Raw genomic sequence first — 12,834 nt, 5'->3', positions numbered from 1 at the left:
TCCCATAAAACCGTCCTATAAGAGCTTCCGTCGGGTTTCGGGCATGATTGAACAGTGAACCGGTACGAACGCTGGAACTTGCTGTTAGAGCTCGTCGCCGAGGCCGGCCGACTGGACGTGTCGGAGACGGCGCGGAAGCTCGGCGTGTCCGCGGCCACGATCAGACGCGACTTCGACGAGCTCGCCGACCAGCAGTTGCTGAGCAGGACCAGGGGCGGCGTCATCGCGCACAGCGTCTCCTACGACCTGCCGCAGCGCTACAAGGTCGCCCAGCACGCGCCGGACAACCAGCGCATCGCCTCGGCGGCGGCGGCCCTGGTGCCGGTGGGGGCCACGATCGGGCTCAACGGCGGCACCACCACGACCGAGGTGGCCAGGGTTCTGGCCAACCGCCCCGACCCGCCTTCCGGCCGCCGCGGTCCGGCCTTCACCTTGGTGACCAACGCCCTGAACATCGCCCACGAGCTGGCCGTGCGGCCGCATCTGCACGTGGTCACCACGGGCGGCTCCGCCCGCGCCGAGTCGTACGAGCTGGTGGGCCCGGTGGCGACGGGCATGCTGGCGGACGTCGCGCTCGATGTGGCGGTGCTCGGTGTCGACGCGCTCGACGTGAAGCACGGCGCCAGCGCCCACGGGGAGGGCGAGGCGGCCGTCAACCGGCTGATGGCCGCGAAGGCCCGTCAGGTGATCGTGGTGGCCGACAGCTCGAAGCTGGGCCGCCGGGCGTTCGCCCTGGTCTGCCCGCTGAACCAGATCAACATCCTGGTGACGGACTCCGCCGCCCCGGCCGAGCTGACCGCCCAGTTCGCCGACGCCGGCCTCCGGGTCATCCGTGTCTGAGACGGGTCTGAGACGGACGCGCCCCACGCCGAGATCTGATCGTTTCCCGCACCTCCGCGGACTCTCACCGCTAGGCTTCCCGCTCTGTGCTTGACGCCAGGAAACGGGATAAGTCAGGAGATTGGGGGAATCCGGATGCTGATCGCACTCGGCGTGGTCGCCGTGCTGATCGTCGGGGTCGTTCTGTGGTGGAAGTTCCGCGACCCGCTCAGGGGTGAGGACTTCTACAAGTTCCACGTGGAGCGCAAGTGGGCCTGGGAGCTCGTGCTCACCGAGGAGCAGGAGCAGGCCTTCATGGCCGGCCTGGAGGCGTACGACGACGAGAACACCGTCTTCCCGCATCGGGAGGCGGGGGCGTTGCACGTCTACCACCCGTCGATGATGGTCTCGCTGTTCCTGCTGACCGAGCAGTTCGCCGCGATGGGCCCGGGGGCGCTCGCGGATCCGGCGGGCGCCGTACGGCACCTCCTCGACCGGGCCGCGCAGGCGGAGGTCGCCGGCGTGCTGCACCTCGACGACGACTGGATCGAGGAGCCGGTCGACGGCATGGACAAGTACGACTTCACCCGCGAGATGGGGATGGCCACGCACGCGCAGGGCGTCGACGGGGGCGTCGGCGGCTATGGGAACGAGGACTCCGGCTACGGCATGCTCACCGTGCTGACCGAGGTGCCGGAGCATGTGCGGCGCATGTACGACGACGCGCACAGCCATGCCGCGCCCGGTGAGATCCGCAACCGCCTCGACGTCTACAAGGCGGTGATCGAGGAGCCGGAGCCCGAGTTCGTCGCGGGGCTGGAGCGCGCCGACGCCGAGCAGAGCCGGTTCACCAACACGCTGATGTACGACTACGGCCGAGTGCTCGCCGAGTATCAGCTGGCTCGCCCACAGATGCCGCATGCCCAGCCCGTGGACGTCATGTCCGCGGCCCTGGCGCGGATGCTCGCCGAGCAACGGCCCGGCATCACCTGGACGCGGCCCCCGTCGCGGCAGCAGCACGAGCGCGCCCTGCAGTTGATCTCAACCCGAGGCTGAGCCCCAGCGCCGACGTCCCGGAAAGCGCTGGAACCTGCCCGTGAAGACCCGTACGTTCCCCGCCCCGCCGGCCAGGTCGGCCGCCCATCGGACCGCCGTCTTCAGTGACGGTTCGGGGGCGTGGTAGGCCCGGTCGGCCGACCACCACCAGGCCTTCTCCCGGCGCGGCTCGGCGGCCAGCCCGGCCGCCGCCAGCCCCGCCGGGTGACCGGCCCGTTTCCAGAGCTCCTGCCACTGCCCGCGGCGCAGGTTCAGGTAGAGCAGGCCCTTCAGCTCACCGAGCACGCCGAGGTCGCGTACGGCGGCGCGGGACAGATCCAGCGCGTACACCCGCGGGCAGGACAGCAGCGGCGCCAGGTCCACGGGCCGCTCGGTGCGCAGCGTCAGCGACCGCAGCGCGGCGTGGCCCTCCAGCGGCGCGAGGTCGACCCCGTCCATGGCCAGATCGAGCAGCTCCACCGGGGTGTCGCGCAGCGGCGTCAGGTCGGCGCCCGGGCAGTTGTCCACCGTCACCTCCCACAGCATCGGCGCGCCGCGCACGGCCCCGAAGTCGACCCAGGGGGCGTTGACCACCGACAGGCGCTGGATCCGCGGGTGCCAGCCCCGGATGGAGGCCGCGTCGGGACCGGCGACCGTCAGCGAGCGGGATTCCTCGTAGGCGTAGCGGTTCGGCTTCGCCATGTCGCCGAGCTCGATCCACAGCTCGCCGTGCTCGGCCGAGTAGGCGCCGGCCTCCAGGGCGGCGACGTGGCGCCGCAGCAGACTGGTCACCGAGTCGGCGACGTAGACCGGGCCGCCGTCGTGGTGCAGCCCCATGCGGATGACCTGACCCGGCCGCCCCGCGGGGCCGGGCGCCATGTCCACCGCCAGGAAGTCGCCCCCGGTGGTGGTGGCGAACGGGATCCAGCACGGGTGGTCGGACGCCCGCCGCATCGCCAGCGGGGGGCCGACCTCGGTGATGAGCGGCTGGACCAGATGATGGCGCCAGCTCCGCCCGGCGGCCCACCAGCGGTTCTCCGGACGGCTCTGGCTCTCCAGCTGTTCCAGGCCGAACCAGGGGTGCCGGTCCAGGAGGCCCTCACCGCCGTCGCCGTCGACCAGCTCGTAAAGGGCGCGCAGGTCGTCGGGGAGCGTCACGCCGTACCGGACCCGGAGCTGGGCCTCGAGCCAGGCGCGGCGCGCTTCGGGGATCGCGGGCGGCGGCGCGTACTTGTCCCCGCTCGGACCGCCCAGGACCCGCTCGCGCTCGCGTAAGTAGGCGCCGAGCAGCGCGACGGCCTCCTTCGGGTCTCCCGCCGGCCGGCGATCCGACCGGTCCTGCTGGAACTCCGCGGGCTCGACCGGCAGCACCTCCCGATCGAGTACATAGAGGTAGCCGCGCTCTTCGTGCTCCATGCGGTCCAGCGACTCGCTGATCACCGCCTCGAACCGCCCCCTGGCCGCGACCGTCAACTCGATGGTGAGGTGATCGCCCGTCGCCCCCGTCAGGGTGTAGAGGGCGCACATCTCCGGATGCAGGTCGATCTCGCCCGCGTCGGCTCCGCTCGGCTCGAATCTCAGGCCGCGGTGGCCGGACCCGTCCGAGCCTGTCGCGAACCCCCGCAGCTCGGCCCGCCGCCACCCCGCGGGCGCCCCGGCCGCGATCTTCCCGGCCATGGTACGGAGCACATCGGCGATCTCGGAGTCACGATCATCGGTCACAGGACATACCTAATCATCGGAAACACCCCCCTCTGCCACACAGCGCATGATGATTACCGAGCGTATCCAGTGGACACGTAGCGTCATACACGATGTCGTACCGCCGGAAGTAGGACCCCATGCAAGGAGGCGATGCCGAACCGCCGGCGAAGGCGTTGCGGACGCCGCGCGCCGCGGGCGCGGCGGGGATCCTCGCCGCCCTGCCGCTGGGCGGTGCCATGATCCTGGTGCGCCTGGCGGTGCCCGCCCGGCCGCTCGACGCGGCCGCCTATCTCGCCGACACCACCGCCCACAACGCCCTGCGGGTGGCGCTGATCCTCCTGCCGTTCGGCGGGATCTTCTTCCTGTGGTTCATGGGCGCCATACGGGACTCCATCGGAGCGCGGGAAGACCGGTTCTTCGCCACGGTCTTCTTCGGCGCCGGACTGCTCTTCGTGGCGATGCTCTTCGTCTTCGGCGCGACGGCGACCGCCTTCCTGGCCACGATCGACACGATGCGGACCCCGCCCCAGCCCACGGACTTCTGGCACTACGGGCGGCACCTCACGCTGAGCCTGCTCACCGAGTACGCGCCGCGGATGGCCGCCGTGTTCACCCTGACGACCACGACCATCGGCACTCGGCTCGGCCTCCTTCCCCGCTGGCTGTCCTGGCTCGGCTACCTCGTCGGGCTGGTGCTCCTCCTGGTCGTCAGCAGGGTCGCCTGGTCGGAGCTCGCGTTCCCGGTCTGGATCCTGATCGTCGGCTGCTACCTGATCGTCGCCCGCGGCCGGTTCCGGATGATCTCCGGCAAGATGCCCGGCTCATGACCCTCGACCACGAGGAGCTGGGTAAGGGCCTTTCAGATCGGCTCGACGGGGAGTGTTGCTGTGAGAGTTGTCGTTGATCTCACGCGCTGTCAGGGGTACGGGCAGTGCGTCTTCCTGGCGCCGGACGTGTTCACGATGCCCGGTCAGGAAGCGCTCCTGTACGACACCGGCCCGGACGACGACCAGCGCGAGCACGTGCTGCGGGCGGCCGCGGCCTGCCCGGTCCAGGCCATTCACGTCGGCCGGATGGCCACCCAGCACAGAACCATGCGGCCCGAGATGGCCCCCGCCCCGACGGGCGGTGACGGGGAGTTCAAGCGCAACGGCCGCATCGTCATCGTCGGCGCCTCCCTGGCCGGCGGCCGGGCCGCCGGGGTGCTGCGGAGAGACGGCTTCACGGGCTCGCTGACCCTGGTCGGGGACGAGCCGCACCAGCCGTACGACCGGCCACCGCTGTCCAAGCAGGTGCTGTCGGGCAAGGTGCCCGCCGAACGCACCCTGCTCCCCCACCTTCGCGAACCGGACGTCGAATGGCTGCCGAGCACCACGGCGACCGGACTGGACCTCTCCGCCCAGCGGGTGCGGCTGGCCGACGGCCGGGAACTCGGCTTCGACAAGTTGCTGATCGCCACCGGCGCGCGGGCCAGACCGTGGCCGAAGGAGCAGGAGGCGGCGCTCGACGGCGTGTACGTCCTGCGCACGCTGGATGAGGCACACCGGATGCGGCAGCGGCTGGTCGCCGGAGTCAACCGGGTGCTGGTCATCGGGGCAGGGTTCACCGGGTCGGAGGTGGCCTCGGTCTGCCGCGAGCTCGGCCTGCCGGTGACCGTCGTCGACCACGGGCCCGTTCCGCTGAACGGCGCGCTGGGCAAGGTGATCGGCGCGGTGGCGGCGGACATGCAGCGCGCGGCCGGCGTGGACCTGCGCTGCGGGGTCACGGTCGCCTCGCTCGACGGAGACGCGGACGGGCGGCTGATCGGGGCCCGGCTGTCCGACGGCAGCACCGTCGAGGCCGACATGGCGGTGGTCGCGCTCGGCGCGATCCGCAACGTGGAATGGCTGGAGGGCTCGGGGCTGGCGGCCGGTGTGTGGGGGGTGGCCACCGACGCGGGCTGCCGCGCCTTCGACATCAACGGCCTGGTCACCGACAACGTGTTCGCCGCCGGTGACGTGGCGCGGTTCCCGCATCCGGTGTACCACTACCAGTTCGTCGCGCTGGAGCACTGGGGCAACGCCGTCGCCCAGGCCGAGGTCGCCGCGCACAACATGATCAGCGACCAGGCTCATCGCTGGCCGCATCTGTCGTTGCCGGTGTTCTGGTCCAACCAGTTCGGCACGAACATCAAGTCGGTCGGCGTACCGAGCTTCGCCGACGAGCTGGTGATCGCGCAGGGCTCGGTGGCCGAGCGCCGGTTCGTCGCCGTCTATGGCTACCGGGGCAGGATCACCGCCGCGGTCACCTTCGACCAGGCGATGTGGGTGGACTTCTACCGGCGCCTGATCGAACAGGCCGCGCCGTTCCCGCCGGACTTCCGCACGGTCGACCGGCGCGACGGGATGCGGCCCGTGCCGGCCGAGGTCCCGCAGCGGATCAAGCCCGCCGAAGGAGCGACCGTGGTGGTGACCGGTCATGATCCGGCCGAACGCCGCGTCGCGCTCGTACGCCCCCAACGGTAAGACCATCTCGACAAAGGGAGGCAGCCTCGTGGAGCCGGCCAGCATCTTCGCGCAGATTCACCAGTTCGCCAACCGGGCCGACCCGTACCCGCTGTACGCCGAGCTGCGCAGGACACCTGTGGCGCGGCAGGAGGACGGCAGCTATGTCGTCAGCACGTACGAGGAGATCGTCGCGCTGCTGCACGATCCGCGGGTCAGCTCGGACCGCCGCAATCTCGCCGACGCGCCCCCTTCCGAGGGGCTGCCACCCTCCTTCATCGCCACCGATCCGCCCGAGCATGACCGGCTCCGGCGCCTGGCCATGCGTCATTTCGGGCCGCCCCATTCGCCGCGCAAGGTGGAGAGCCTGCGCGGGGAGCTGCTCGAGATCGTCACAGGGCTGATCGACGGCATCGCGGACCGGACCGAGGCCGACATCGTCGACGACGTCGCCTACCCGTTCCCGGTCACGGTGATCTGCCGCCTGCTCGGCGTGCCCGTGGAGGACGAACCCCGCTTCCACAAGTGGGCGGACGAGATCGTGGAGACCCTCGGCCCCGGGGAGGACGACAGGGAGGAGCGGCTCAAGAGACGGCAGGCCACCGTGGTCACGCTGGGCCAGTACCTGGGCGAGCTCGCCGAGGCCCACCGCAAGGACCCGGGCGATGACCTCCTGTCCGGGCTGGTCACCGATGACGGCCCCGACGGGTCGATGTCGCACCTAGAGGTGATCTCGACCGCCGCGCTGTTGCTGATCGCCGGGCACGAGACCACGGTCAACCTCATCACCAACGGGATGCTCACCCTGCTGCGTAACCCGTGGCTGATCGAACGGCTCCGCCAGGAGCCGGACCTGATCATCCACACCGTCGAGGAACTGCTGCGCTACGAGCCGCCCGTGCACTTCCTGTCCCAGCGCGTCGCCCTCGACGACATCACGATCGCGGGTGTCACCATCCCGAAGGGTTCGCCCATCGTCCTCGCCCTCGCCTCGGGCAGCCGCGACCCCGCGCACCTGCGGGATCCCGACCGCTTCGATCCTGACCGCCCCTACATCCAGCACCTCGGTTTCGGCGGCGGGGTCCACCACTGCTTCGGCGCTCCGCTGGCCCGCCTGGAGGCCCAGATCGCGCTCCGCGAGCTCGCGCACCGGCTGGTGAATCCCCGCCTGGTCACCGATCCGCCGCCCTACCGCCCCAGCTCCACCCTGAGAGGTCCGCGTCACCTTCTTGTCGCGTACGACCGGGTGCTGCCGTACAAGCCGATCACGTGACTACAGGGACTCGAGCCAGGTTTCGATGGTGTGGGCCATGGACGGCGCCTCGCCCTCCAGCATCGTGAAGTGATCGCCCTTCACCTCCTGGGCGGTGTGCTTCGTGTGCCAGGAGGCACGCCACTCCCCGGTGGGGGAGGGCGCCAGCGGCGTGTCCGGATGGATGAACAGGATGGGTGCCGTCACTTCTCCCAGCTCGCATTCGCGGAACAGCTTGTAGTAGCGGCCCATCGCCGAGAGCCGCGCGTTGGTGAAGGGCCCGAAGGAGTCCTCTCGCTCGAACATGCCCTCGACCATCTGCGCCCCGAGGTCGTCGACCACCTGGCTGTCGGCCAGGAAGGTGTCGAGCAGGATCAGGCCGGCCGGGTGGACCCCCATCTCCTCCAGGTATCCGGCCGCGGCGTGCGCGAAGATCCCGCCGGCGCAGTAGCCGAGGAGCGCGAACGGTCTCCCGTCGGCCGCGTCGCGGACGCTCCGCGCCCAGGTGCGTACGGCGGCTTCGGCCGTACCGGGCAGGCTCTCCTCGGGCGCGAAGCCGAGGACGGGCAGGGCGAAGAGGTCGCGCAGACCCTGGAAGTTCGCCGCGAGCCGGGCGAACTGGGCGGCTCCCCCCAACGCCATGGGTGTGCTGAAGCAGAACAGGGCAGGTTCGCCGGGACCGGTCGCCAGCTTGAGCGCCGGCGGGATGGCGGCGAGTTCGTCCGGCGCGTCGAAGGACGGCCGCAGCTCGGCCACGGCGCGCAGCACGGCCAGGCCCTCGTGCGTCTTGCCCGCGCGGGCCGCCTCCCCGAACAGCGCGCTGAGGCTGTCGCCCGAGTGCGGGTCGCCGGTCCGCGGGCCGCCGAACTCGTCCGACAGGTGCCTGGCCAGGGCGGAGGGGCTGGGGTGGTCGAAGACCACGGTGGCGGGCATGCGCAGTCCGGTGGAGCCGGCGAGGCTGTTCCGCAGTTCGACCGAGGTCAGTGAGTCGAATCCGGCTTCGAGGAAGTTCTGGTCGGGGTCGATCGAGTCGGGACCGGAATGTCCGAGCACCTTCGCGGTGTGCGCCCGCACCAGGTCGCGCAGCCGGTCGACGCGCTCGTCCGCCGCAAGTCCGGACAGTTCTGCCACGAGTGACGGCTCCTGACCGGCCGCTTCGCCGTCGGCGTCCAGGACCGCCTGTACGTCGGGCAGCGCGCGAAGCAGCGGCCGCGGCCTGGCGAGGGTGAACACTGAGGCGAACCGGCTCCAGTCGATGTCGGCCACCACGCGGTGGGATTCGTCGTGGTCGAGGACCTTCTCCAGCGCGGTCACCGCCGCGTCGGGCTCCATGACGCGTACGCCGAGCCGGCGCAGCCGCGCGCCGACCGACTCGTCCACCATGCCGCCGCCGCCCCAGGCGCCCCAGGCGACCGAGGTGGCCGGGAGCCCGCGGGCACGGCGCGCGTGGGCCAGCGCGTCCAGGAACGCGTTGGCTCCCGCGTAGGCGGCCTGTCCCGCCTGGCCCCACACCGCGGAGCCGGAGGAGAACAGGACGAATCGCTCCACCGGATGGCCGATCGACAGCTCGTCGAGGAGCAGCGCTCCCGCGATCTTGCCCTCGGCCGTCTCGGCGAACTCCGCGATCGTGCTGTCGGCGAGCAGCGTGTCGTCGCGTACGACGCCGGCCGCGTGCACGATCGCGGTCAGCGGCTGACCGTCGGGCAGCGCGTCGAGCACGCGGCGCAGCCCTTCGCGGTCGGCGACGTCACAGGCGGCCACGGTGACCTTGGCGCCGAGCGCCGTCAGCTCGGCTTCCAGCTCGGCGACGCCCTCGACGGCCCGGCCCCGGCGGCTGACCAGCGCGAGGTGCTCGGCGCCGCGGGCCGCCAGCCAGCGGGCGACCCGCGCGCCGACACCGCCGGTGCCGCCGGTGACGAGCACCGTGCCGTGCGGTCGCCAAGGGGCCTCGGGCGTCGCGTCGCCCAGTGGCGCGCGCTCCATCCGCCGGGCGAAGACGCCCGCCGCCCGTACCGCCAACTGATCCTCGCCGTCCCGCCCGGACAGCGCGCCGCACAGGCGGGCGACGGCACGTTCGTCCGGTTCGGCGGGTACGTCGATCAGGCCGCCCCAGGTGTCTGGGTGGTCCAGGGCGAGGACGGTGCCGATGCCCCACACCACCGCCTGGGAGGGGGACCGGAGTTCGGCCGCCTGCTCCACGGCCACCGCGCCCGAGGTGAGCGCCCACAGCGGCGCGGAGATCTCCGCGTCGCCGAGCGCCTGCACCAGCGTGACGGTCATGACCGAGCCGCGGGACAGGACGGGGTGGGCCGGGTGGGCGCGGTCGTCGAGCGCCAGCAGGGAGAGCACGCCGGTCGGCGGCTCCTCGGGGAGCGCGTCGCGCAGGGTACGCGCGAGCGCGGCCCGGTCCTGGTCCCCCACCTGGATCGGCACCACATGGGCGCCCGCCTTGGCCAGCCCGTTGACGACCGACGTCGCCCGCGTGTCGGCACCGTCGAGCGTCGGCAGGGCGACGATCCAGGATGTTCCGGTCAGCGTCGCGTCGGCCGCCTCCCGTACCGGCCGCCAGGCCACCCGGTAGCGCCAGGAGTCCAGCGTCGCCGCCTGCCGCCGCTGCCTCCGCCACGCCGACAGCGCCGGCAGCACCTCGGCCAGGGCGGCCGGGTCCACCTCGGCGAACCGTGGCACGTCGCCCCGGTCCACCGCCGCCCAGAAATCGGCTTCGTCGGGGTCGGCGCTCGGGGTGGCGGCGCTCGCGGCCTCCAGCCAGTAGCGTTCGCGCTGGAAGGCGTAGGTCGGCAGGTCCACCCGGCGGGCGCCGGGGTAGACGGCGGACCAGTCCACGCCGACGCCGCGTACGTGCAGCTCGGCGAGCGAGGCGAGCATGCGGGCCTGACCGCCGTCCTCGCGGCGGAGCGTGCCGCTGACCACGGCGTCGCGGTCGAGGGCGTCGAGGGTCTCCTGGACGCCCATGGTGAGCACCGGGTGCGGGCTGGTCTCGACGAAGACCGCGTGGCCCTGGGCGACGAGCGCGTGGACGGCCGCGTCGAACCGCACGGTCTGCCGCAGGTTGGCGTGCCAGTACGCGGCGTCGAGCCCGGCTGTGTCGATCCAGTCGCCGGTCACCGTCGAGATCATCGGCACGTCGCCCGTGCGGGGCCTGATCGGCCCGAGGTCCTGCAGCAGGCGCTCACGCAGCTCGTCGACCTGGGCCGAGTGTGAGGCGTAGTCGACCGGGATCAGCTTGGCCCGGATCCCTTCGGCGGTGAGCTCCGCGACCAGTTCGCCGAGCGCGCCGGGTGACCCGGAGACCACGGCCGAGCGTGCTCCGTTGACCGCGGCCAGGGAGTAGTCACCCGGTCGCCGGTCAAGGCGCGCGGTCAGCTCTTCGACGGGCAGCCCGACGGACGCCATGCCGCCCCGGCCCGCGAGCACGGCGCCGATGGCCTGGCTGCGCAGGGCGACCACGCGGGCGCCGTCCTCCAGGGACAGGCCACCCGCCACCGTGGCGGCGGCGATCTCGCCTTGGGAGTGGCCGATCACCGCGTCGGGGCGCACGCCGTACGAACGCCACAGCCCGGCCAGCGCCACCATGACCGCCCACAGCAGCGGCTGGACCACGTCCACCCGCTCCAGCGGGGGCGTGCCGGGCGCGCCGCGGAGCACCCGGGCCGGGGACCAGTCCACGAACGGGGTGAGAGCGCGCTCGCAGGCGGCGAAGTGCTCGGCGAAGACCGGCGATTCGTCGAGCAGTTGGGTGGCCATGCCCGCCCACTGCGACCCCTGACCCGGGAAGACGAACACCGTCTTGCCCGGCACACCGGCCACCCCGCCGACCGCGCCGGGGACCTGCTCACCCGCGGCCATCCCGCGCACGGCCGCCAGCAGCTCGTCACGGTCCCGTCCGACGACGGCGGCGCGATGCCGGTACGCCGTCCGCGTCGTGGCCAGGGAGAACCCGACATCGGCGACGGGCTGACCGGGGTGCCGCGCCACATGCGCGCCAAGCCGATCGAGCTGAGCCCGCAGAGCGGCCTGGCTCTTGGCCGACACCACCCACGCGACCGCAGCAGGCGATGCGACCCCGGCCGGGGTGGCGTCGTCCGCCGACGGCGCGGCCCCGGTCGGGGCGGTATCGTCCGCCGGGGCCTGTTCCAGGATCACGTGCGCGTTCGTGCCGCTGACGCCGAAGGCGGACACGCCGGCCCGGCGGGGGCCGTCGCTGTCCGGCCAGTCGACGGCCTCGGTCAGGAGCCGGACGTTGCCCGCGGTCCAGTCCACGTGCGACGAGGGCGCGGACACGTGCAGCGTCTTGGGCAGGAGGCCCGCCCGCATGGCCAGCACCGCCTTGATCACACCAGCGACACCGGCGGCGGACTGGGTGTGGCCGATGTTCGACTTGATCGACCCCAGCCACAGCGGCCGGTCGGTGGGGCGGTCGGCACCGTAGGTGGCCAGCAGCGCCTGCGCCTCGATGGGATCGCCCAGGGTGGTGCCGGTGCCGTGCGCCTCGACGAAGTCCACGTCGGCGGCCGCGATCCCGGCGTCAGCCAGCGCACGGCGGATGACCCGCCGCTGGGACACCCCATTCGGGGCGGACAGGCCGTTGCTGGCGCCGTCCTGGTTGATCGCGGACCCGCGCACGACCGCGAGGACCGGATGACCGTTGCGGCGCGCGTCGGACAGCCGCTCCAGCAGCAGCAGGCCGGCGCCCTCGCCCCAGCCGGTGCCGTCGGCGTCGTCGGAGAAGGCCTTGCACCGCCCGTCGGGCGCCAGGCCGCGCTGGCGGCTGAACTCCACGAAGATGTCGGGGGTGGGCATGACGGTCACCCCACCGGCGAGCGCGAGCGTGCTCTCCCCGCCGCGCAGCGACTCGCACGCCCAGTGCAGCGCCACCAGCGACGACGAGCACGCCGTGTCGATGGTGGCCGCGGGGCCCTTGAGCCCGAACACGTAGGAGATCCGGCCCGAGATCACCGCGGTGGAGTTGCCCGTCAGCAGGTGGCCCTCCGCGCCTTCGGCGGGCACGCCCAGGCTGCCGCCGTACCCGTCGGCGAAGGCGCCGACGAACACGCCGACCTGGCTGTCCTTCAGCGACCGCGGGTCGATGCCGCCCCGCTCGAACGCCTCCAGCGCCACCTCCAGCATCAGGCGCTGCTGGGGGTCGGCGGCCAGCGCCTCCCGGGGCGATATGCCGAAGAATCCGGCGTCGAAGGCGGCGGCGGCGTGCAGGAACCCGCCCTCGCGGGTGTAGGTGGTGCCCGGACGGGTCAGATCCGGGTCGTAGAGCGTGGAAAGGTCCCAGCCCCGGTCGTCGGGGAACAACGACACACCGTCGCGGCCGTCCGCCACGAGTTGCCAGAGGTCCTCGGGACCATGGACGTCCCCGGGGAACCGGCAGCTCATGGCGACCACCGCGATCGGCTCGTGTTCGCGGGCCTCGGCCTCGCGGAGCCGTTCCCTCGTCTGCTGGAGATCGGCGGTCACCCGCCTGAGGTAGTCGAGGAGCTTCTGCTCGTCCGCCACGTCATGCCACCTTCC

General features: G+C 72.3%; 7 protein-coding genes. 5 read left to right on the top strand and 2 right to left on the bottom strand.

The window, feature by feature from the left end; all coding sequences use genetic code 11:
• The first annotated feature begins 54 nt into the window (after positions 1-54).
• Complete coding sequence (locus AB0B91_RS27200; RefSeq protein ID WP_358325117.1) at positions 55-840, top strand: DeoR/GlpR family DNA-binding transcription regulator; 786 nt, start codon at positions 55-57, stop codon at positions 838-840.
• Between the two features lie 135 nt (positions 841-975).
• A complete protein-coding gene (locus AB0B91_RS27195) occupies positions 976-1,875 on the top strand; it encodes a hypothetical protein (RefSeq protein WP_358325114.1) in 900 nt (299 codons plus the stop codon).
• Here the strand turns inward: AB0B91_RS27195 and AB0B91_RS27190 are convergent.
• A complete protein-coding gene (locus AB0B91_RS27190) occupies positions 1,861-3,576 on the bottom strand; it encodes an SMI1/KNR4 family protein (protein WP_358325111.1) in 1,716 nt (571 codons plus the stop codon). The genes AB0B91_RS27195 and AB0B91_RS27190 overlap by 15 nt on opposite strands.
• 119 nt (positions 3,577-3,695) lie before the next feature.
• Here AB0B91_RS27190 and AB0B91_RS27185 point away from each other — a divergent pair, with 119 nt between their 5' ends.
• The 3 genes from AB0B91_RS27185 to AB0B91_RS27175 are packed head-to-tail and all read left to right on the top strand — an operon-like array spanning position 3,696 to position 7,314.
• A complete protein-coding gene (locus tag AB0B91_RS27185; protein ID WP_358325108.1) occupies positions 3,696-4,385 on the top strand; it encodes a hypothetical protein in 690 nt (229 codons plus the stop codon).
• 60 nt (positions 4,386-4,445) lie between these two features.
• Positions 4,446-6,062 (top strand): FAD-dependent oxidoreductase, encoded by a 1,617-nt coding sequence (locus tag AB0B91_RS27180; protein ID WP_358325105.1) that lies wholly within the window; start codon positions 4,446-4,448, stop codon positions 6,060-6,062.
• Positions 6,016-7,314, top strand: coding sequence for a cytochrome P450 (locus tag AB0B91_RS27175; protein ID WP_358325103.1), 1,299 nt, complete (start codon positions 6,016-6,018; stop codon positions 7,312-7,314). The genes AB0B91_RS27180 and AB0B91_RS27175 overlap by 47 nt, the downstream gene beginning before the upstream one ends.
• Here the strand turns inward: AB0B91_RS27175 and AB0B91_RS27170 are convergent, their stop codons facing one another.
• Positions 7,315-12,819 (bottom strand): type I polyketide synthase, encoded by a 5,505-nt coding sequence (locus tag AB0B91_RS27170; protein WP_358325101.1) that lies wholly within the window; start codon positions 12,817-12,819, stop codon positions 7,315-7,317.
• Positions 12,820-12,834 lie beyond the last annotated feature (15 nt).

This window comes from Nonomuraea sp. NPDC049141, assembly GCF_040648415.1.
Lineage (GTDB): Bacteria > Actinomycetota > Actinomycetes > Streptosporangiales > Streptosporangiaceae > Nonomuraea.
The sequence above is the reverse complement of the archived record's forward strand: the minus strand, read 5'-3'. Positions and strand labels throughout refer to the sequence as shown.

Coding starts and splice junctions, on each gene's coding strand:
- AB0B91_RS27195 (WP_358325114.1), top strand. CDS start 976: ATGCTGATCGCACTCGGCGTGGTCGCCGTGCTGATCGTCGGGGTCGTT.
- AB0B91_RS27185 (WP_358325108.1), top strand. CDS start 3,696: ATGCAAGGAGGCGATGCCGAACCGCCGGCGAAGGCGTTGCGGACGCCG.
- AB0B91_RS27175 (WP_358325103.1), top strand. CDS start 6,016: ATGATCCGGCCGAACGCCGCGTCGCGCTCGTACGCCCCCAACGGTAAG.